Genomic DNA, 20,492 nt, shown 5'->3' with positions numbered 1-20,492 from the left:
GGGATCAGCCCATGCGCCGGCCAATGGTCCCGGCAATCGGCGCAAGGGAAGTCATCAGGTCAGCCAGTTCCTGAGGCGTAAGGGCCTGGTCGGCATCGCACAACGCCTCGCACGGATTCGGATGCACTTCGACCAGCAGGCCGTCAGCACCACAGGCAACTGCCGCCCGGGCCAGTGCCGGCACCATCCAGGCCTTGCCCCCGGCATGGCTCGGGTCGACGATGACAGGCAAGTGTGTCTCGCGCTTGGCGACCAGCACACCGGTAAGATCAAGGCAGTTGCGATAGGCCGTTTCAAACGTACGGATGCCCCGTTCGCACAGGATGATGTGGTGGTTGCCGCCGGCGGCAATGTACTCGGCGGCCATCAGCCATTCGCTGACGGTGGCCGACAGTCCGCGCTTGAGGATGACCGGCTTGTTGATGCGGCCGACTTCTTTCAGCAGGTCAAAGTTCTGCATGTTGCGGGCACCGATCTGGATCACGTCCACGTCATGCTTGAGGAAGGTATCCAGCATGCGCACATCCATCAGCTCGGTAACCACCGGCAGGCCGGCAGGGCGGGCGGCATTGATCAGCAGCTCCAGTCCCTCAATGCCCAGCCCCTGGAAACTGTAAGGGCTGGTACGGGGCTTGAAAGCACCGCCCCGCATCATGCGGCAGCCGGCTGCCTGGACGGCTGCTGCACTGGCAGCCATTTGTTCAGGCGTTTCCACCGAGCACGGACCGGCAATGACCTGGATTTCCGGACCACCGATACGCACGCCGCGAATGCTGACGACTGAATCGCCGGCCTGGGTTTCGCGACTGACAAGGCGCCAAGGCTTGACGACGTGAATGGCGCGTTCAACACCTGTCATCTGTTCAAAATGGCGCGGCTCCAGGCAGCGCTCGTCACCAATGGCACCGATGATGGTGCGCTCGGCTCCTCGCGATACGTGTTCGGTCAGGCCGTGCTCGCGGATGCGGGCGACCACGGCATCGATGGTGGCGTCTGGTGCGCCGTGCTGCATGACGATGATCATGTGAAGCTGCCTGGAAAGATGCGGAAAGACCCTCACCTTACCGGTTTTTTCTCCGGTTGTGCATGCGTGATGACATTTGCCTACCCGACCGTTCGTGCGACTGGCAAGCAGCCGAGATAGCGATATTCCATGCTGAGAGAACCGTAGCGTACCGGTATCCGGTACTGTTTTTTCGTCATGGAGTCCTTTCCTCATGCAGTCAAAGCGCCTGACATTGTGGATCCTGTTTGCGCTGGTTGCAGGTGTGGTCAGCGGTTACGTCATCCATCATTCCGCGTCTGGTTGGGCACACGCATTTGCAGGTTACATTTCGCTGCTGACCGACATTTTCCTGCGCCTGATCAAGATGATCATCGCACCGCTGGTATTCAGCACGCTGGTGGTCGGCATTGCCCGGATGGGTGACAGCAGCACGATCGGTCGCGTAGGGATCAAGACCTTCGGCTGGTTCATCTTCATGACAGTGATTTCCCTGAGCCTGGGGCTGGTGATGGTCAACCTGCTCAAACCCGGAGTCGGGCTCAACCTGCCGTTGCCGGACGTCATGGCCAGCAGTGGCGTCAGCAAGGGCAGCATGTCACTGAAGGATTTCCTGCATCACGCTTTTCCGACCAGCATCTTCGATGCCATGGCCAGGAACGAGATTTTGCAGATCGTCGTGTTCAGCCTGTTCTTCGGCGTGGCTGCTGCCGCGCTGGGCAAGAAGGGTGAAGCACTGATCGCTGATCTGGACATGGTGTCGCACATCATGCTGCGGGTGACCACCTACATCATGAACTTTGCGCCGGTGGCCGTTTTTGCCGCCGTAGCTGCCGTGATTGCTGAAAACGGGGTGGGAATCCTGGTGTCGTATGGCAAGTTCATGCTGAGTTTTTACGCAGCCATGCTGATCCTGTGGGCAATCATCATCGGCTTTGGCCTCGCGGTGGTCGGAGGACGCACGTTTGCCCTGGTGCGGACGATCCGCGAACCGATCCTGCTGGCCTTTTCCACGGCCAGCTCCGAAGCGGCCTATCCCAAGACGCTGGAGCAGCTTGAGCGCTTTGGATGCAGCAACAGGATCGCCTCCTTCGTACTGCCCATAGGCTACTCGTTCAATCTTGACGGTTCGATGTTGTACGCAACTTTTGGCAGCATTTTCATCGCCCAAGCCTATGGCATCCACCTGACACTCTGGCAGGAAATCCTGATGCTGCTGATGCTGATGGTGACATCCAAAGGCATGGCTGGCGTGCCGCGGGCATCGCTGGTGGTGATTGCCGCGACGCTGGGGCAGTTTGACATTCCGGAGGCTGGCCTGCTGCTGCTGCTGGGAGTTGACCACTTCCTCGACATGGGCCGCTCCGCAACCAATGTCCTCGGCAATGCAGTAGCCACGGCGATCGTGTCAAAGTGGGAGGGGCAGTTGAACCGGCACGGGGGCGGCGAGTAGGGCGGTTGCCTCTGCACGGGCAGGTGAAAGAAGCTTGCCAAAGGATGAACCGGCCGACAGGCGTCGGGAGAGCGCCTCCTGCAACGAAGACCGGCCCAGTGCATGTGGAATCAACTGGTTACCATGGGCTGATCGTCAGGCATCCTGCGCGTTCCGGGGCCACTGAAATGAAAAAGGAGCTGCATGGCTCCTTTTCGGGTTTTCCGGGTGAAACCGGCCAGTGATGCCCGCAAATACAGGTTGCTGCCGGTTGCACCTGAAGCCTTTACCGTTCGGTAGCCCTCATGGCCGGTGGGCGGTTTCCAGCCGGTTTTCCACGCGCTTCTGTACTTGCTCGAATGCCAGGCTCATGAGCCAGTAAATACCGGCCGCAGCCAGATACAGCGGTAATGGCTGGTACGTCTGGGCGATGATTTCCTTGGTGGCCAGCATCAGTTCGCTGACGGTAATCACCGAGACCAGCGAGGTGTCCTTGATAAGGGAAATCAGGGTGTTGGACAGGCTCGGTACCGCCAGTCGCAATGCCTGCGGCGCAATGATGAAGCGCATGCTCTGCCACCATGAAAATCCGAGTGAGCTGGCTGCCTGCCACTGTCCTGTACTGACGCCGGCAATGGCGCCCCGCATGCTTTCGGAAAGATAGGCCGCAGCATTCATGGTCAAGGCCAGAATGCCGGCGGTGACCGGATCAAATTCGATGCCGACTCCCGGCAAGCCGTAGTAAATGACAAAGATCTGCACCAGCAGTGGCGTACCACGCATGGCGCTGACGTAAAGTGCGGCCAGCGGAGCCAGCACGGGCAACCGGGTCAGGCGGACCAGTGCAATGGCAAATCCGAGCAATAGTCCAAGGGCCATGCTGCTGATGGCAAACAGCAGCGTATGCCATGCTCCCTGCAACATCACCGGCAAAGCCAGTGCCCAGAGTTCAGTCCAGTTCATGAAGGTTCCTGCAGCCACTCCGGAAGCACTCCGCCGGTGGGGGGCGTGCTCCGGAAGGTTTCGACAAAGACATGATCGGTTTAATGGGTACCGACAGGTGCCCTGGAGACATCCTGACCAAACCAGCGCGTTGACAGTCTGGCAAAGCTGCCATCCTTTTGCATGCCGGTCAGGGCTTTGTCGATAGCGGTCTGGAAAGCGGGATTGCCTTTGGCAAAGGGAATGGCCATGTGACTGAGCCCACCCAACGGCAGGCCAGGCTTGAGCGGCAACCTTGCAGTCTTGATAGCGAAGGGAATCAGCAGGCTGTCGTTCAGTGCTGCATCAATCCGGCCGGTGGCCAGATCCTGCAGGTATTCAGGGGCACCAGGATAGGTCTTGACCGTGACGCCGGGCAGGGATTTCGCCAGTTCGGCGTAGTTGCTGCCTTGCGCGACACCGATGGTTTTGCCCTTGAGCGCAGCGACAGAATCCATGGGCCGGTTGTCGTCCTGACGGACGATCAGCTGGGCACTGGAAATGGTGTAGGGCTGGCTGAAATCGAAAACCTTGCGTCGGGCTTCGGTAACAGCCACCTGGTTCAGCACGATGTCGGACTTGCCTGCTTGCAGGCCGGCCAGCAGTGCACTCCATTCTCCTGTCGTGAAATGTGCCTTGACGCCAAGCCGCCGGGCAAGCTCCTGGCCCAGCTCTACTTCAAATCCGGTGAGTTGCTGCTGCCGGTTGCGGAAATTGAACGGCGGATACGTGCCTTCAACCGCAATATTGAGCTGGCCGCGCTGCTGGACCGTTTGCAGAAGATCGGCAGCCAGTACCGGCAGGGAGAGGCTGCTCAACAGGACGAGCGAAACAAAGTTGCGTCTATTCATATATCTAAATCTTATTTAGAATTTATAAAACAAGAAGAAATGAAATATAACAAGTTGTGCCTGCCGAATCCAGCCGACCCGGTAACTGTCCGGACCAGGGCAGTCATGCATTGCAATCCGTATTTCTGGCAGGCCTGCCGCTACAGCTGCCATTGCAGTATGGCTGACTGATCCGCCGTGATCCTGATCACCGGACTGACCGCAGGTGATGCTTGCAACGGGATGACACAATCGTTTAACACGGGTTCAACACAATATGCCGATTCGAAACATTCATGAAATTGGCATATGGTCACGATCAGTCAGCGCCTGTGGTTTTCCGTGGCATTCACCCTTGCATGCCTGAGCCTTGTCATGGCCAGTACCGCCTGGCAACTGGAACAGGCGCGGTCCGAACTGGTTGCAAACCAGCGTCAACAGGCCCATGCCAAAGCTCTTTATGCACTCAAAGGCGAGATACTGGCGCTGTCAAAATCTGATCCCTTGCTGGACGAAACCGCCCGCCTGCTCGCTCAGGCAGACCGGAATGTGGCTGATCTGTTGAAGGAGCTTGCGCAAGCTGAGCCTGAGCACGGCAACAGCATTGATCCGGCTGCCTTGCACCAGAACTGGGCAGGCTACGTCCGTCAGATGCAGTCTGCCATCCAGATCAGCGCAACGGCGCCCGAGGACGCGCTGTCCATACCGGATGCAGCGTACAGCCTGTATCTGGCGCCGCTGGTCAGGCAGCTCGACCAGATACTCGACCGGCAGCGCGAACAAATGCATGCCGAGCATGCCCGGATGGACAGCCAGCTGGACCAGCTGCGCCTGTGGGTACTGCTTCCATTGATCCTGACCGGGTTGGTCCTGACCTTGTCACAAGGCATGCTGGCGCACTGGCTCAAGCAACGGCTGGCGGCAGTGGACCGGGCTGCACGACGACTGGGAGAAGGTGAGATGAGCGTACGTTTGCCAGAAACCCGGCACGATGAACTGGGTCTGGCCGCAGCGAGCATCAACCTGTTTCTGGACAAACTGGCAAGCTTGCTCGAACGCATGCAGCAGCAGGCCCAGACCAGCATGCATGAAGGCCATCAGGTCATCCTGCACAGCGAAGCAGTCAGGCAGCTATGTCAGGAACAGGCCCTGCGGGCTGACCAGTCGAGGCTGGCCGCAAGCCAGGTCAATGATGAAGCAGGCCAGATTGCCCGGCACCTGGCCCGGATAGAAAGTGAAACATCGGTCGTGTCCGGGCGGGCCGCCGAGGCCCTGAGCACGTGTGCCGGGACGACCGGGCATACACAGACCCTGTTGCGCCGTATTGATCTGGCCGACGACAGCATGCTGGCCCTGCGGCAGTCGAGCCAGATGATCCAGGAGGTCAGCACACTGATCCGCAGCATTGCCGAACAGACAAACCTTCTGGCCTTGAATGCTGCCATCGAAGCTGCAAGGGCCGGTGATTCAGGGCGAGGATTTGCCGTTGTGGCAGATGAAGTCCGTAACCTGGCAGAACGCAGTCGCGACGCAACCGGAAACATCGTGACGGCGATCGACCGTATCGGACTGGCTACCGCAACCCTGGATGAAACCTTGCTGGCGGTAAGGCAGGCTGGCGATCATGGCCAGACCAGTCAGCAAGGCTTGGCACGGATGCTGGATGAAATGGAGGTGGCACTGGACAGTATTCGCGGGCAGGTTGTCCGGATTGCGCAAGCCGGGGCAGAACAAAGTGAAAATGGCCAGGCCATTGTGGCAACGAGTAATGCACTGACTGAACAGGCAGACCTGATGATGCAGAAAATGGCTGATGTTTCTCCTGCCATGGAACGGCTGGAGCAAGCGTCATCCAGCCTGAATCAGGAACTTGCGTGGTTTCGGTTGATGGCAAACGGTTAGTTGATTTTCCGGAATTTAAGATGATTTGCTTCAACAATGGCCGAATCATGAAAGCGCCCCGGGTTTTAGCGACAGTACCTGTGGCACCCCGGATATGGCTTCGTGCCTGGCATCAGGCCAGATAAACTCTGGAATCATGGGTTGATGCCGGCACGCTATAACCGGCCAAAGATGAACCGGAGCGTATATATGGCAATCCTGCCAAAACCCTTGCCCTGAAATTTTTCAGGACTTTGATCTTGGTCTAGGATGTACCGCCAAGATTGCCCGGCTCGCCTTGGCCAAAGATGATCGTCCCGTCCGTCTTGACCCTGACTTGTGCACAGCACGATATTTCGCTGCTTGAGCTTTGACTTTTGTAATGGTTGCCATGGGGTTTATCGGTGCTACGTGCTACACGTGTAGTACCGGATGTAGCACCGAACGCTCCAAATTCCCTTGGAAATGCACTATGTAGCACGAAAACAGGTTGATGCAAGATTCTTTCAAAACCTCCGCCAGCCAAGGATTTCAAGGAAATCCGGGATCGCGGCGTGTGTGCATTGCGCCCATACTCGATCGGATAGACTTCAAATTAAATTGCTTTAAAACAATGTGTTAGAAAGTTTTTCTAATTTTTCTGCATTGATGGATGGCAAAGCTTTTGTTTCGTTCAGGGGGGCGACTCAAGTAATACCTGAAATTGCCGTGAGATCGCTGAAGCGTAAAACTGACAATTCCTGAGATCAGGATCTCAAGCGATGCTACGGCGTACGGCTGTTTGTAGAATTATTCCACCACGAGCCGGGCCGAAGCCGGCAGGCCAGTTGCCCGCGGGCGACGTCCATCGCATGCATGGCGTGTTCTGCATGGTAGACATGATGCGGGAACTGGAAATGCTGCTACAGCTACTGAGGGCGCCCATTTCCCCGCGAGTGCCCGATGGCTGGCAACGAGAGCTGCATGATTGAAAAACCTCGCTTGGTGCGGGTTTTTTTCTTGATGCAAAAATCGTTCCTTGAACCTGGGCCGGGCAGCTCGAGATGCGAGGAAACCACACATTTCATGCATGGCAGGATACCGATGGTCATGTTCATGCTGACAGGGTGGATTTCCCTGGTTTGACGGTCTTTACTGCTACCTGAGTTGCGGGATTCCTAGAAGGAACAGCATGGGCAGCAACAACCTCGTCATTCATCCGTCGTGGCTAAGAATCACACATTGGTTCAACGTTGTCGCTGTTGTCATCATGGTCATGAGCGGCTGGCGGATTTACAACGCGTCACCCTTCTTTCCCTTTGCCATTCCCAAAGAAATCACCTTGGGAGGCTGGCTGGGAGGAGCGATTCAATGGCATTTTGCAGCGATGTGGTTGCTAGTGGTCAATGGTCTGATCTACTTGTGCTTCAACATTATAAGCGGTCGCTTATGGAGAAGGTTTTTCCCCTTGTCTCTGCGCTCAATTGCAGCCGACTTGCTGGAGGCATTTAAAGGCAAGCTTTCACACGCAGATCCAAGTCACTACAACGCGGTGCAACGAGCAGCCTACCTGTTTGTAATCGCCGACATTGTCATTCTCGTGCTTTCCGGACTTGTCTTGTGGAAATCAGTACAGTTTCCGGTTTTACGCGAGATTTTGGGTGGTTATGAAGCAGCCCGTCGCATCCATTTTCTTGCAATGAGTGCCTTGATCGCCTTCGTTAGTGTCCATGTAATCATGGTAGCACTAGTACCACGTACGCTGATAGCGATGATCTGTGGCCGCTAAGGAATCTAGCATGTCATCTAAAAAAACCAGCTCGATGATCATCAACGGTGACCTAGTCCTCCAGGAGACCTTTAAGGATGTGGGCAAATACATCGAATTGCCGGCTCGCCGTCTCTTCCTAAAGCGTTCGATGACATTGGGTGGGCTTGCATTGCTCTCCGGCTGTTCAATTACTGACGATAAAAGCGTCGAAGATGCTCTGCTTTCAATGTCTCGTTTCAATGACCGGGTACAGGGCTGGTTATTCGATCCAAACCAGCTGGCACCAGTCTATCCAGAATCAATGATTACCCGTCCTTTCCCTTTCAATGCCTATTACGATGAGGATGAGGTACGGGAGGTGGATGCCTCGACATTTAGACTCGAAGTGAGTGGTCTGGTCACTGACCGGCACTCATGGTCGCTTGATGAGTTGCATGCATTACCACAGGTCAGCCAGGTGACTCGTCACATATGCGTTGAAGGTTGGAGTGCAATCGGCAAGTGGGGTGGTGTGCCATTTTCCACTTTTCTTCGCCTGGTCGGCGCTGACTTGGGAGCCAAGTATGTTGGTTTCAAGTGCGCTGACGATTACTACACCAGTATCGACATGGCGACAGCACTACATCCGCAGACACAATTGACATTGACCTACGACGGTCAGACTTTGCCACCGCGCTACGGCTTTCCAATGAAGCTACGCATGCCGACCAAGCTCGGTTACAAAAACCCCAAGTATATCCAAGCTATTTTCGTTACCAATACCTACCCCGGGGGCTACTGGGAAGACCAAGGGTATAACTGGTTCGGCGGCAGCTGATTAGCAGTTGCCCTGATCATCTGGCAATTTCGCCACGTAACACTACTTGATGAGAAAACACCATGAAGAAGATCGCTGCAATCCTGATGTCCTCCTGCCTTATGCTGGCTGCTGGTCACTCTTTAGCTGATGACATGATGAAGAAAGATGCAATGTCCAAGGATGCAATGTCCAAAGATGAAATGAAAAAGGATGGCATGCACAAGGACGGGATGAAAAAGGATGAAATGAAGCAATAAAATCAGCGAGGGGCCGGGCAATCCAAAAGCGCACCGGCCCTGTTTGAACTGGCTAGTTGTCCATCCCTGAACAATTGCATATACATTTTTTCAAAAAAAACCAGCTGTTACTTCTGCATGCCCGTAAAAAATCCTGAACTTCTGCTCAATACCCTATCGCAGATATTCCCCAATTACCGCCTGACACGCAGTCAGCTGCCTGACTACGGCATCGGCGTCGTCTGCGAGGGCGACAAGATCGTCAGCAGCCTCTGACGAAAGTTCGGCTCGCGGGGTTGCATCACGGAGGCCGGAGGCGGAGTCATCTGCGGGCAGGTTGCAGCTACCGGCAGCGACGGGGACTGACAGGCGCACAGAGCCAGCACGCAGCTGAGCGCGCAGGCTGTTGTTTTCAAGTCGGGCATGGCGTTCGTTCTCCTGGTATTGGGTATCAATGGCTGCAAGAGCCTGGGCATGCTGCTGTTCGGCGGTACGCGCAGCCTGTTCCTGGGCCAGTAGCTGCGCCATCATGCGGGCCTGATCGGCATCCCGTTCGGCCTGCACGCCCGCAGCACCCGTGCGGTGGCCGTGCCACCACGCACCAGCCAGCAGTACCAGGCAGAGCAGGGTAGTGGTAAGCCAGCGTTGCAACGTAGTCATACTGCTTTCCCCTCACACCAAGCCCGTTCTTCGGCCCGGCGCTTGACCAGTCCGGGCAGGCGTTTCCCTCCCGCATAGACCCATCTGTCAATCTCGGAACATGCGCCGGCGTAATCTCCGGCATTGAGCTTCCGCACCAGCGTTGAACCACAAAACGACCCCGAGCCGATGTTGTAGGCCAGCGAGACAAAGGCGTCGTACTCGTACTGGTGCAGCGACACGCGAACGCATTGCTTCAGCGCTCCCTCGAACTTCTGCACGTCGGTCAATGCCCGGGCCAGTGCCTTTGGCGGCGTGATGCGGTCGCCCATCTTCACGCCTTCGGTCGTGCCAAAGCCGATGGTTGGCACATCACCCGGTACCGGGATGTATGCCGCGTCACGGTAGCCCTCGCGCAGGGCAATCCCGACCAGAGCAGAGGCTGACAGCGTCAGGGCTGCGGCTATTTGTCGTGTACGCATGCGTCCTCCTCCCGGCGCAGACGTGCCTCGTACTCGATCTGGTCGCGCCGGTCCTGTGCTGCCCGGTAATGCCAGTTGACCAGAAAGCCGGCCAGTGCGATCAGCAGGCCAACCAGCGCGACAAACTCGTTGCTGAGCATGAATCCGGCGAACGATCCGCCGGCGCCGCCGTAAGTCGCCTTGCTGGCCACAGCAGCAGCCGTTGCCTCATATGCTTCTTGCTTCATGTATTTCCCAAAGAAAAAACCCGCACGAGGCGGGCAGAAAAGAAGGTGGTCGCTTAAAGCGTCCTGTCATGCGGTGGTGCTGGTCTCTGGTGGCCAGCCGGGCCGGAAAGCTTCCAGCTGCTCACGATCCATCCCGGTAATCTGCTGCTCCATCTCCAGCCGGCGCTGATAGATGGCGGCACCACGCGCAGTGATATCCTGCCACAGCGATTGCAGCTCCGGCAGCGTCATCGGCACGATCTGGCGGTCTGCTGTCACCCACCGCCCCCCCGGCACGGCCCCTGCAAGCAGCACGTCGCGGATGTCCTGCAATGCGGCGGAGGTGGTCAACCAGCGCTGGCCTGCGTGTTCGATGCCGGCGGCGCGCTCAGCTTTTTCCCATGCAGGGAGCAGTTCCAGCGCATGGTCTCGCAGAGCGTCGAGCGGCTCCGGCCCCGGAGCGACCAGCTCGGCAGCTTCGGCATCCGATATTTGAGTGCAGCCGGCCGGCAGCAGGTTTTCGTAGTCGGCAGAGTCAAGAAAATGGACTCCACCATCGGTGTCTTTGTAGTACGGCATCAGCGCAGCTCCCATAAGCCCTTAGTGACAATCTGACCAGCGATTGTTATGACATATTTTGCATTGACCGGGATCGGTACTGATCCGCAGGAAGAAGTATTCGCAGCAGCAGAACAGAACGGCATGGCCGGTCGGTCATTAATCGATATCGAAAAAGACGAGAGACCCGATGTACTCATCGATCCGGTCAGCGTGATCGGCCGTCCCGTCGTGTTGTAGTACGCAACACCTGACACCCGAGATGCAGTGACGTCCACAGGTTCCTGTCCGATTCCGAATGCAGCACTGGAATCCAGCTTCTGCGCCCATAACCGTGCAACCTCGGTCGCAAGCTGTGCGGCATCGACAGATCCCGGATTTGTCACAGCCCCGAAAAGACGGCAGACCCAGACGCCGGTCACGTTGAGCGGTCGGTTTTCATCGGCCGTTGGAACTACCCTGGATGCATCAAAGACGTATGAGTCCGCAGCAGAGGATGCTTGAATTGACAACCGATAGACAGAGCCACGAGAAGCCACCCCAAAAACACCCTCTGCTGATGCTCCCTGAATACCGGTGTCACTAGCGCTCCAGAGCTTGCCTGTGATATTCCTGATCGCATCACCTTGAATCCGGCCCGGCGTACCGGCAGACAGCACCCCGTCACCCCGAACAAACACCGCCCCTTTCGAGCCAGCAGACTTGCCGTTCCAGTCCGGCATGCGGAACGTGGTCGTGCCGTTGCCATAGGTGTAAGCCCCGCGCTTGAGCGGGTCAGCTTGCCAGTCGGCTTCAGTCACCACCGGCACGGCTCCTGCCTGGATCGCTGCCCAAGCGTCCGGATATAGCGCCCGGCTCAGTTCCTGACCGTCCAGTGGCGCATAGCCGGCCTGGATGTGGGTACGGGATGGCGAGGTACGTGGCCACAGCAGCGGATCGCTGCCGACCTTGGCCAGATCATCTGCCTTGGCAAAGTAACTGGCCGGATGACCTTCCAGTTTGGCCGAATCAGCGGCCTGGGCAGTTTTGCCTAGATACAGTGCTTGCAGGGCAGCCAGTACCTGATCAGGTCTGGCCGCATCCGGCGCAATACCCGCTGCACTCAGGACGGAAACCAGTTCTGTCTGATTGCTGTGGATGGCGCCCTGAACATTGTTGAGCCAGGTTGAGGTGAGTATGGTGCCCAGTTCGCCGGTAACCGGGTTGCCGTCATGGAACAAACCATCCTGTGAGTCGATGGGTGGAAGTGGGTTCTGCACGGTAAAGCCCCAAGGAAGTGAATCGGTGATCTGCACGGGTGTGACAGATGTCCGTATTCTGTCGGGCGACCGCCGCCCGGATCAGATGACCGGTGCGGTCTTGAATTTTCCCTGGAGCTGTGGGTCAGGTCCGGCTCATGGAATATGGTCTGGTCAAGCCACTGCCTCCTGCGAAGACACTGGCCAGCCAGGCACAAACGCCTCCAGTTGCTCGCGACTCATGCCGTCAATCTGCTGTTCCATCTCTAACCGGCGCTGGTAAATCTGTGCGCCACGCGCAGTGATGGCCTGCCACAGTGATTGCAGCTCAGGCAGAGTCATCGGCACGATCTGGCGGTCTGCTGTCACCCACTGTTCACCCGGCACCGCCCCGGCCAGCAGCACGTCGCGGATGTCTTGCAGGGCAGCGGTGGTCGTCAGCCAGCGCCGGCCGGCGTGCTCGATCCCAGCGGCGCGCTCGGCTTTTTCCCATGCGGGGAGCTGTTCCAATGCTCGGTCGCGCAGAGCGTCATTCGTAGACACGTCAGCCGGAAGCGGAGCATTCCCGGCCGCAACCCAGTCTTGATATGCCTGCCAGTCACGGTTGCCATCAGTAGCCGGGATAACAGCACCGTCATGAAGACGAATAACCCCATTTCCGCCTTTGATCTGCTGATACATAAGCACTCCTATATCTCGGCGTCAGCCGCCCAGGTTAATGAAAAAGCGTTCTGTGTAACCGGTGTCTGCCCGACATAATTCGGCGAGTTATGGAGTGTCAGCTCATTTGTGCTGCACATGATGCCGACGTAGGGCACGTAAGGGTTTGCACCGGGCGTAGTCTTGATAATCGTCGGAATGACCCGCTTCGTCGCTTTGAAATAGATCTGGTGCGACCAGTAGCAATAGGAATTTCCATTTGTGACGCCACTTCCGATCTGTATCATCCAGTTCGCAATGCCGTTTTCGTAGTAGCGTTGGCACAATGACAACTCGAGTCCGGGCGGACGCTCTTCGTATCGAGTCGACACCAGAGATTTTTCGAGCTGTGGGCGAGATACAGTTCCAACTGTAAATTTTACGGCCACGTTGACTCCACCAGGCAACGCGATGGCCTCACCATTTGAAACGGAAGTGCCGCCAACGCTCGCTGACGCCGTACCCGTCCATGACAGGCGGTAGATGCCACCAGAAATAGCGGCACCCTCAATGACTTGCTCCATGCCACCAGCCGGTGCTGTAACCGTGAGAGTGTTGCCATCGCTCGTCCATGTAATGCGTTGCCCGCTGACAACGACTCGCCATCGATCAACCGTGTATTGATTTGCTGTGCCGGTCGGCGTTCCAGACACATAACCGCGCTGATTGATGCTGAAATTGCTGTTGATCAGCAGGTTCTTGAAGCCGCAAAGACCTTGCAGGTCTTCGGCCTTGGCGTAGTAACCCGGTAGCTGCCCGCCGAGCTTCGCCGCATCCGCTGCCGTTTCGGTATTGCCGAGCTTCCCGGCCAGCAGACTCATCACCGTCGCCGAAAAATTCCGGTCACCGCCCAGTGCGTCAGACAGTTCCTTCAACGTGTCGAGCGTGCCCGGCGCACCTGCAACCAGCGCCGCAACGGCCGCGTCAATCCGCTGTTTTCCCTCCGCTTCAGTCAGATACTGCGGGTGCGGATCAGGCGCAGCGCCGTGACCTTCAAGTGCGGTCTTCAGGTATTCATCACGAGCAACCAGATCGCGCAAGGGCAGGTTGTCCGGGCAATCCGGCCCGCCGGTCAGCAGGGCGTTGGCTTCGAAATAGCGCACAGGGCGCCAATCTGCCTGTTCGGTCAGCGTTCCACTCATAGAATCAGTCCTCGGGTATAAGTGCCGTCGCGGTGGGCAAACCCGTTGCGAATCAGCGCGGCATCAGAAAAATCAATGGCGACCAGCTCACGGCTGGCCGGGGCGACGCTTTCGAGCATGCGGCGCACGGCGGCGGCCTGCCTGACCGAAAGAAGCCGCGCGCAGACAACCCGGTAATGCGCCCAGTGGTCGAGGTGGGTGCCGCGCATGGCAAAGCCGTCACGCCGGTAAGTGCCGTCGCGGCGCTTGCCGCAGCGGCCTTCGTCGATGCGGATTTCGCCAAGCCCGACTGCGCGGAAGACATCGCGTATGGCGGCGGGTGTGCCCTTGCGGGCGTGGATGTTGACGGCCTGCTTGAGCAGGGAGCGCTGGGCAGCTTCGGTTTCAGCCAGCTCCCAGCCGTCGTCGAGCATGCTGAATTCCTCGGCCAGCACCGGCAGCAGCTCGGGCGGGGCGAAGTCGATCAGCCGCACCAGAACAGAAGAAGCCGGCACGCTGGCCAGCTCCTTTTCGACCAGCCGGGCCAGTTCGACAAAGCGCGGATCGGCGACCAGCACATCGGGCAAATCGGGTGGGGCAGTTGTCATGGTGTCAGCTCCGAAATCTCGATACCGGTGCAGTGCCGCCACTCATGCAGCTGGCAGGCGCGGTAAGCCAGATCCAGCTCGACCCGGTGGGCGAACGGCTGCATGGCCGATACAAACTGGCTGGGCACGATGTCGCCGCCCAGCTCGCTGGCCAGCCGGGCGGCCAGCGCCTGCACGGCTTGCGTGGCGGCGGCGATGGCGTCGGAAACCGGTACCCCAGGCAGTGGCAATATCCGGGCGCGGATCTGGTAATCCGCCGCGACCGGGCTGGCGGCAAACACGGTGTCGCACAGCACCCGGCGCGAATCATCCGACACGTAATCCTGCACGGCGCGTACCGCTGCCTCTCCCGGCAGGCCGGCATCCAGCAGCGGATACAGGGTGAGTTCGCCCGGATTGGTGCGCACAACGGCCACGTCGATGATGCCAGGGTGGGCATCCATGGCCAGCCGGCGATACGCCGCCTGCGGGCCGCCAACCGAGTAGCGGTCAAACGCGGCCAGCAGCCGCGCTTGCAAGCGCTCGTCGGTTTCCTGCTCGGCCCCGTCTGCCGTGGTGGTGATGTTGCTGGCCGTGATGCCCGCGCCGATGGGAGACAGGATGTCGCGGATCTGGCCGGCGACAAAACCGTTGCCGGCGACACCGGACCGGGTGCAACTGGCGGGCACGGCGACGCTGGAAATCCCGGCAGGCAGGGTTACTGCATCGGACGTAACAAACACGATGGCCCCGTCCTGCGATGCGACCAGCGTACCGGCAGGAACCAGGGTATGGGCCGGGGCTGGAGTGGTGCGGGCAAACCGGATTACCGTGCCGGCAGCAAACGCCTGCAGGCGCTGGTCGTCGCGGTCTTCGGCCAGCGCATCGAGCGCCGGCCCGCGCGAAAAGCGCACCAGGTTGAGCATGGCAGCATCCTGAATCTGCTCGCGGTGCAAACTCAGGCGCCATGCCATCCAGTTGATAAACAGGCTCTCGGGCTGCGCGGGGTAAAGGGTTTTATCGGTGGCGGACTCGAAAGCGGCCACCAGTTCGGCGTTCAGTTCCGCCGGATCGCGGGTAATGTAGTCAGGCGGCGTAGTCACGAATGGCAACCTCGGTTGAGCGCCCGGTACCGGCAAGCTCACCGGCCGGGCGCCAGGTAACGGTGAGGACGGCATGGCCGGGGGCAGGGTGACGGACAGTGCATCCGGCAAACTCGGCACGCGGCTCGAACATGCGGATGGCTTCGCGCACTTCCATCACGATGGAGGGCAGGGCCACGTCTACCGGGGCATCCAGCCAGCGGAAAATGTCGGTACCGAACAGGGGGTCATGCGGCACGGTGCCGTGCCGGGTGCGCAGCAGGATGCAGATGGACTGATTAATGTCATCCAGATCCGTCACCACCTCGCCAGTCCGGCCCAGTCTCGGCGACCAGTAAATGGCATCAGCGGCCGTCATCACCCGCCCCTTTTTTGCGGTTGGTACGCTCGCTGCCGGCACGCACACGCTGGATCTGCACCGTGGTTTCGTAGCCGCCGCTGCCGTCAATGACGTGGCGCGATTCGGTGATGGTGTAATCACCGGACAACCGCCCAAGGCAATCGATCCCCAGTGCGTTGCCGGCCACCAGCCGGGGCTCGCCCAGCATGACCACCTCGCCCTCGACGGCTTTCAGGTTCTTGTCCTTCAGCAGCGCCTTGGCGCGGGCAACGGCCTGCGCCTTGCTGTCGCAGCGTTCGTTGACTTTCAGCGTGTCATTGACTTCGTCCTTGACCTTGTCGGTTTCCTTGCCGCCCTTTTTCTTGCGGGCAGGCTGCGCGGCGGTTTCGGTATGCTCGACCAGCTTTTTGGTTTTCGGGTCGAGATAGCAGACGGTGACACTGCGATAGACTGCGCTGGTCTTGTCGCGCATCCGCCAGCGCTTGATCTGCTCGAGGCTCGACACCACCAACACGGCATCGCGGTTGATGATGCTGTCGCGGGGTGCGCAGTAGAGCTGCTTGCCCCGCACGCTCACGACATGGTCGTAATCCCGCGCAATGCGGTGCAGGAAGGCCAGATCCGTTTCCTGCGTCTGCGCGATGCGGCCAAGCGGCACTGGCTCCGGGTTGCCCGCCAGCGTGAGCTGGTTCCGCTGGGCAATCTGCGCGGCCATGCTCGCCAGCGTGGTGCCGGTATAAGCCTTGCTGTACGGCGTGCGGATGGCGGTGCGGATGCCGGAGGCCAGCGCGCGGATGCTGACCGTGGACGGCGGGCCGTCCATTTCAATTTCATCAATCTGGAACATGCCGCACGGCATGGGTGCCTCGTCGGCGTAGCCGATCCACAGGCTGACTTCGTCACCCTTGGTGGGGTACCAGGCATCCATCCAGCGCCCGGCACAGTCTTCCAGCTTGATTTCGATTTCGTCAGACTCGCCGCTTTGCCGGTCGGTGTAAGTCAGCGAGCGGAGAAACTGGCTGATGTCGGTCGAGACATCCTTTTTTTCATAGTCCAGCCGGAACCATGGCCGGCGGATACCGGCAGGGGTCAGCGTTTCCATGGGGGCAAGTCCTCGGGGGGCAGGGTGTCGGCGTCGGATTCCAGCACGGGAATCCTGACCGGCAGCCCGGCAGCAAGTGATGGCAGGATGCGAAGATGCGGGTTGGCTTCAATGATGGGGCGGTAAAGCGTGGCGTCGCCGTAGTAGCGCCAGGCCAGCGTGTCCCATCGCTCGCCGCTGGAGGTAATGTGCTCGATGTATTCCATCGGCTAGTCCCTCGTGATTTTGGTCCACGACACGCCGTCGCCATTTTGCTCAGTGACGGTCTTGTAGCTACCGCCGGTTTTTTTTGTGGTGGCCGGCTTTTTCTTTTTGGAGCCCTTGCCGGCACGAGCCGGCGCGGCGTCTTTCTGCTCGCGCTTGCGGGTTTCCAGCGGCAGTTCGTCGACGAACTCTTGCAGGATGACCGATGCCGATACCGAGGTCAGCAGGCCAAACGGGTCATTGCTCTGGTGAGTGATGCTGACCGAGTCGATGACAAAATCGCCCTCGACCAGCCCGTTTCCCCACACCAGCGGCAGCGCCTTGCCGGCCACGCGCGCCCGTTTCAGGCGGTCCAGCTCGGTTTGCGGGTCGCAGAAAAACTCATGGAATGACAGCTCGATAGTCAGGCTGACCGCATCTTCGCCAAGATGTTGCAGGCGCGGCTTGCCGGCGGCCATTTCGTGCTTGGCAAACCGTGTCTGCTCCTTGATTTGCAGGCCGTCCCAGTGCTTGATCAGCTCAAAGCGAAGCTCTCCCAACTGGGCAAACATGCATGCTCCTTATGATGCTGAGTACGCCGTGCGGGCCTTTTGCTCGACCACGTCCTGCACCATCCGCACCACGATGTCCTTGTGTTCTGACAGCATGCGGGCGAACTTTTCCTTGGTGCCGGGGATCGGGTCGCCCTGGATCGTGAGTGTGGGCGAGTAGTTGAGCTGCACGGTTGTTGAAGCCGCTGCGGGTGCCGTCGCATTGCCCTTGGCTGCGGCGGCAGCCGGGTTCAGCGGCGTCGGGGCAGGAGATGGCTTGTCCGGACGGGACGCCGCCAGGCTCTTGCCAAGGCTGCCACCCAGAGACCCCAGCAGCGTGCCACCGCCTAGGCCGCCAAGCAGGCCACCAATCACCGAGCCGATGCCAGGCAACAGCATGGTTCCCAGCGCGGCCCCGGCCGCTGCGCCGCCCCAGCCACCCAGCGCACCGCCAGCGGTGCTGCCGGCAGTTTCGCCCAGTGCCTCGCGGCGCTTGTCCGGGCTAAGCGTCTTGTCGTTGGCAATCTGCACTGCACCGTAAACACCGGCACCCAGCGCAGCCACCGCCCCCAGACGCCCGGCCAACCGGCCAACGTCCAGGTTTTTCATGGAGCCCATCAGCCGGCCGAGGCGGGATTTCTTGCCGACTTCCCCGGCCGCCGTACCCGGCTTGCCACCGCCTGCGCCGCCGAAATCCATGCCACCACCAGGCCAGTTGACGACAAAGACGCGCTGCACGGAAATGGCATCAGCCATGCCGCCAGCGGCCTCACCCGCTGCACCGGCCTTGCCTTTTTTACGGCCAAACATGCTGAAAACCTTGGCCAGCGGCGACATGGCATAACCGCCAAGCCGGGTGACAGTACCAAGCGTGACTGCCAGCGCCGACATGCCCAGCAGCAGGCCGCCGATGCCGGCGGTGGCCAGACCTGCAACTTTCGCCACTCCGGGATATTCCGCGATGAAATCACTGGCCGACTGGGTAGCGTCGCCGAACCATTCTGTCAGTTGCTTCAATTCCGGAGCCATCAGCTCTCCGACCGAAGCCAGCGTGTTGGTAAAGCTGCCGCTGGCAGCGTCCCACAGGTTTTTCAGGGTACCGAGCTGGGCATTGACCCGCTGTTGCAGCGTGGCTTGCCGGGCCAGTTTTTCAACCGCCTCGTTGTAGCCGTCCGCCCCCTTGTCGATGACCTTCGACAGCACCTGGAGCGTTTCTGAATCGTCTCCGAACACCTCTTTCAGGGCTGCCAACCGGGTCTGCATGTCCAGCCCCTTGAGCTTGTCCAGCTCTGCCATCAGCTTCGGCATGCCACCGAACTCACCTTTGCCGTCAGTGAAATCGAGCTTGATGCCTTTTTTGGACAGCAAGTCATTCACCTTGCCGACCTTTTTTGCATCCATGCCAAGCTGGACCACTTTTCGCAGGGCATTGCCGGCGGCCTCTCCCTGCATGCCCATCTGGTCGAACATCACGCCGAAGGGTGCCAGCTCTTTCGAGACATCTATTCCCTTGCGACGCATGGTGTCCATGGCCGGACCCATCTTCGAGAAAAAAGACAGCATGTCGCTGTCTTTCATGCCGAGATTGGCCATGCGCTGCACGGTATCCATCAGCCCGAGCATGTCTTTTTCAGATGTGCCGGTGGCGTCCTGCAACTTGGCAGCAAACTCGGCGGCTTCCTGCGGCGGCTTTTTCAGAAGCACCCCCAGATAGGCAGCGGCCTCGCCGACTCCACCCAGAATCGCGTCGTAACTCACCCCCTGCTTGATCAGGGCAGACATCATGTTCTGGAAATCCGCCGTGGTGCCGGGCAGCTTGTTGCCAAGCCCGACAGCCAGGTTGTTGATGGAGCCGAACTGTTTGTCGACCTCGCCGCCGACCCCCATCATGGCGACCTTGAGCCCGGTGGCGGCGTCTTCCGCTTCCATGAAGGCGCTGACCGGCTTTTGCATCAGGCCGGTGAGCATGGCGCCATCTCCGGCTAGCTTGGCGCCAAACCGATCAAACCGGTCCGATATCGCCCCCATCTTCTGGTCGATCCGGCCCAGTGCCGCGACGGATTTACTTGATGCCCCGGCAAACACACCGGACATCTGGTCGAACGCCTTGAGCACGACCCCGAACTGGACAAGGTCCATGACTGGCTCCAATAAAAAAGCCCGCACAGGGCGGGCAGATTAGTGAGATGCGAAAAATATTAATTGATAATTTCTTGTTTAAAGAATAGTGCGTGAAATTCGCTTCAATAATGGATATTGCTGCTGATGTAAAAATTGCTATCAATCTTGATTGTTGATGTTGCTTTCAAACGGATCGGACGGGAATGTTTCTTTCCATAATTGGAATTCATCTAGGGATATGACAGCATTAGCATCTAGGATGGCATCGCCGATAGCTTTATAGAGATCATGTCGCTCTTGAGGAATTTTCGGCATAACTGCACTAAAGATGGAGGAAAAATCCCAGTTGCCTCTTTTGAAGTTCATGCTAAGCAGACTTTTTAGCTGGCCTAGATAGTAACTCTGTTGCTTATTTTTCAGTTCTGAATGCAATTGACCATAAAGCAATGCTTCTGCGATGACTTGAGATGCCTGTGGTGCCGAAAGTTCAATAACCCTTTTAACCAATGACGGCACCAGATTTAAAGCGGGTGTATTGTTAACGATTAAACAAAAACCAGAGTAATTGCATGTAGTGTTTGCGTCGTCCGGTGCAAGCTCCAGTGCTTTCCGGTACATCGCCTCGGCACGGTCGAAATCCTGGCGCTGAT

The 20,492-nt window shown here is 58.6% G+C and carries 23 protein-coding genes; 5 read left to right on the top strand and 18 right to left on the bottom strand.

Going from position 1 to position 20,492, the window contains the following annotated elements; genetic code table 11:
• Positions 1-4: 4 nt before the first annotated feature.
• Complete coding sequence (gene aroF, locus G542_RS0109465) at positions 5-1,024, bottom strand: 3-deoxy-7-phosphoheptulonate synthase (RefSeq protein ID WP_012697085.1); 1,020 nt, start codon at positions 1,022-1,024, stop codon at positions 5-7.
• A gap of 193 nt (positions 1,025-1,217) precedes the next feature.
• On the opposite strand from aroF, the gene G542_RS0109460 reads away from it, so the two are divergent.
• Positions 1,218-2,456: a dicarboxylate/amino acid:cation symporter gene (locus tag G542_RS0109460; protein ID WP_027823973.1), complete on the top strand. Its 1,239-nt coding sequence runs from the start codon at positions 1,218-1,220 to the stop codon at positions 2,454-2,456.
• Between the two features lie 282 nt (positions 2,457-2,738).
• Here G542_RS0109460 and G542_RS0109455 read toward each other — a convergent pair whose 3' ends face one another.
• Positions 2,739-3,398, bottom strand: a complete 660-nt coding sequence (locus G542_RS0109455) for an amino acid ABC transporter permease (RefSeq protein WP_027823972.1) — start codon at positions 3,396-3,398, stop codon at positions 2,739-2,741.
• Between the two features lie 80 nt (positions 3,399-3,478).
• The gene (locus G542_RS0109450) at positions 3,479-4,267 is read right to left on the bottom strand and encodes a transporter substrate-binding domain-containing protein (RefSeq protein ID WP_027823971.1); all 789 of its coding nucleotides are present in this window, start codon (positions 4,265-4,267) and stop codon (positions 3,479-3,481) included.
• A 288-nt stretch (positions 4,268-4,555) separates the two neighbouring features.
• Here G542_RS0109450 and G542_RS0109445 point away from each other — a divergent pair, with 288 nt between their 5' ends.
• The 4 genes from G542_RS0109445 (at position 4,556) to G542_RS18040 (ending at position 8,933) form a co-directional block, all read left to right on the top strand.
• Positions 4,556-6,148 (top strand): methyl-accepting chemotaxis protein, encoded by a 1,593-nt coding sequence (locus tag G542_RS0109445; RefSeq protein WP_027823970.1) that lies wholly within the window; start codon positions 4,556-4,558, stop codon positions 6,146-6,148.
• 1,150 nt (positions 6,149-7,298) lie between these two features.
• On the top strand, positions 7,299-7,895 hold the full coding sequence (locus tag G542_RS0109435; RefSeq protein WP_027823968.1) for a cytochrome b/b6 domain-containing protein: 597 nt from the start codon (positions 7,299-7,301) through the stop codon (positions 7,893-7,895).
• A 10-nt stretch (positions 7,896-7,905) separates the two neighbouring features.
• The gene (locus tag G542_RS0109430) at positions 7,906-8,694 is read left to right on the top strand and encodes a molybdopterin-dependent oxidoreductase (protein ID WP_027823967.1); all 789 of its coding nucleotides are present in this window, start codon (positions 7,906-7,908) and stop codon (positions 8,692-8,694) included.
• Between the two features lie 62 nt (positions 8,695-8,756).
• A complete protein-coding gene (locus G542_RS18040) occupies positions 8,757-8,933 on the top strand; it encodes a pentapeptide MXKDX repeat protein (RefSeq protein ID WP_034985478.1) in 177 nt (58 codons plus the stop codon).
• Positions 8,934-9,086: 153 nt separating this feature from the next.
• Here G542_RS18040 and G542_RS17535 read toward each other — a convergent pair whose 3' ends face one another.
• From G542_RS17535 to G542_RS18805, 15 genes are all read right to left on the bottom strand, one after another.
• Entirely contained in the window at positions 9,087-9,572 is a 486-nt protein-coding gene (locus G542_RS17535; RefSeq protein WP_051189996.1) for a lysis system i-spanin subunit Rz, read from the bottom strand.
• Complete coding sequence (locus tag G542_RS0109415; RefSeq protein WP_012697099.1) at positions 9,569-10,033, bottom strand: lysozyme; 465 nt, start codon at positions 10,031-10,033, stop codon at positions 9,569-9,571. The genes G542_RS17535 and G542_RS0109415 overlap by 4 nt, the downstream gene beginning before the upstream one ends.
• Positions 10,015-10,260, bottom strand: a complete 246-nt coding sequence (locus G542_RS0109410) for a holin (RefSeq protein WP_027823966.1) — start codon at positions 10,258-10,260, stop codon at positions 10,015-10,017. The genes G542_RS0109415 and G542_RS0109410 overlap by 19 nt, the downstream gene beginning before the upstream one ends.
• 66 nt (positions 10,261-10,326) lie before the next feature.
• The gene (locus G542_RS16475) at positions 10,327-10,818 is read right to left on the bottom strand and encodes a DUF4376 domain-containing protein (RefSeq protein ID WP_081666808.1); all 492 of its coding nucleotides are present in this window, start codon (positions 10,816-10,818) and stop codon (positions 10,327-10,329) included.
• Positions 10,818-12,092, bottom strand: a complete 1,275-nt coding sequence (locus G542_RS18990) for a tail fiber protein (protein ID WP_211218810.1) — start codon at positions 12,090-12,092, stop codon at positions 10,818-10,820. The genes G542_RS16475 and G542_RS18990 overlap by 1 nt, the downstream gene beginning before the upstream one ends.
• Positions 12,093-12,209: 117 nt before the next feature.
• Positions 12,210-12,716 carry a DUF4376 domain-containing protein gene (locus tag G542_RS18030; RefSeq protein ID WP_081666807.1) on the bottom strand — a complete coding sequence of 169 codons (507 nt, stop codon included), beginning with the start codon at positions 12,714-12,716 and terminating at the stop codon, positions 12,210-12,212.
• Positions 12,717-12,724: 8 nt separating this feature from the next.
• A complete protein-coding gene (locus G542_RS17525) occupies positions 12,725-13,876 on the bottom strand; it encodes a hypothetical protein (protein WP_051189994.1) in 1,152 nt (383 codons plus the stop codon).
• The gene (locus tag G542_RS0109380; protein WP_027823965.1) at positions 13,873-14,463 is read right to left on the bottom strand and encodes a phage tail protein I; all 591 of its coding nucleotides are present in this window, start codon (positions 14,461-14,463) and stop codon (positions 13,873-13,875) included. The genes G542_RS17525 and G542_RS0109380 overlap by 4 nt, the downstream gene beginning before the upstream one ends.
• The gene (locus tag G542_RS0109375) at positions 14,460-15,545 is read right to left on the bottom strand and encodes a baseplate J/gp47 family protein (RefSeq protein ID WP_027823964.1); all 1,086 of its coding nucleotides are present in this window, start codon (positions 15,543-15,545) and stop codon (positions 14,460-14,462) included. Before G542_RS0109375 ends, G542_RS0109380 begins: the two co-directional genes overlap by 4 nt.
• Positions 15,529-15,903: a GPW/gp25 family protein gene (locus G542_RS0109370; protein ID WP_034985476.1), complete on the bottom strand. Its 375-nt coding sequence runs from the start codon at positions 15,901-15,903 to the stop codon at positions 15,529-15,531. Before G542_RS0109370 ends, G542_RS0109375 begins: the two co-directional genes overlap by 17 nt.
• The gene (locus G542_RS0109365; protein WP_027823962.1) at positions 15,890-16,987 is read right to left on the bottom strand and encodes a phage late control D family protein; all 1,098 of its coding nucleotides are present in this window, start codon (positions 16,985-16,987) and stop codon (positions 15,890-15,892) included. Before G542_RS0109365 ends, G542_RS0109370 begins: the two co-directional genes overlap by 14 nt.
• Positions 16,975-17,193, bottom strand: coding sequence for a tail protein X (locus G542_RS0109360; RefSeq protein WP_012697109.1), 219 nt, complete (start codon positions 17,191-17,193; stop codon positions 16,975-16,977). The genes G542_RS0109365 and G542_RS0109360 overlap by 13 nt, the downstream gene beginning before the upstream one ends.
• A 3-nt stretch (positions 17,194-17,196) precedes the next feature.
• On the bottom strand, positions 17,197-17,742 hold the full coding sequence (locus G542_RS0109355) for a phage tail protein (protein WP_027823961.1): 546 nt from the start codon (positions 17,740-17,742) through the stop codon (positions 17,197-17,199).
• Positions 17,743-17,751: 9 nt separating this feature from the next.
• A complete protein-coding gene (locus tag G542_RS17520) occupies positions 17,752-19,860 on the bottom strand; it encodes a phage tail tape measure protein (protein WP_051189993.1) in 2,109 nt (702 codons plus the stop codon).
• Positions 19,861-20,001: 141 nt separating this feature from the next.
• Positions 20,002-20,492, bottom strand: a 491-nt coding sequence (locus G542_RS18805) for a tetratricopeptide repeat protein (RefSeq protein WP_034985472.1), incomplete at its 5' end; no start/stop codon positions are given.

The sequence above is a fragment of the Laribacter hongkongensis DSM 14985 genome (assembly GCF_000423285.1).
Lineage (GTDB): Bacteria > Pseudomonadota > Gammaproteobacteria > Burkholderiales > Aquaspirillaceae > Laribacter > Laribacter hongkongensis.
The sequence above is the reverse complement of the archived record's forward strand: the minus strand, read 5'-3'. Positions and strand labels throughout refer to the sequence as shown.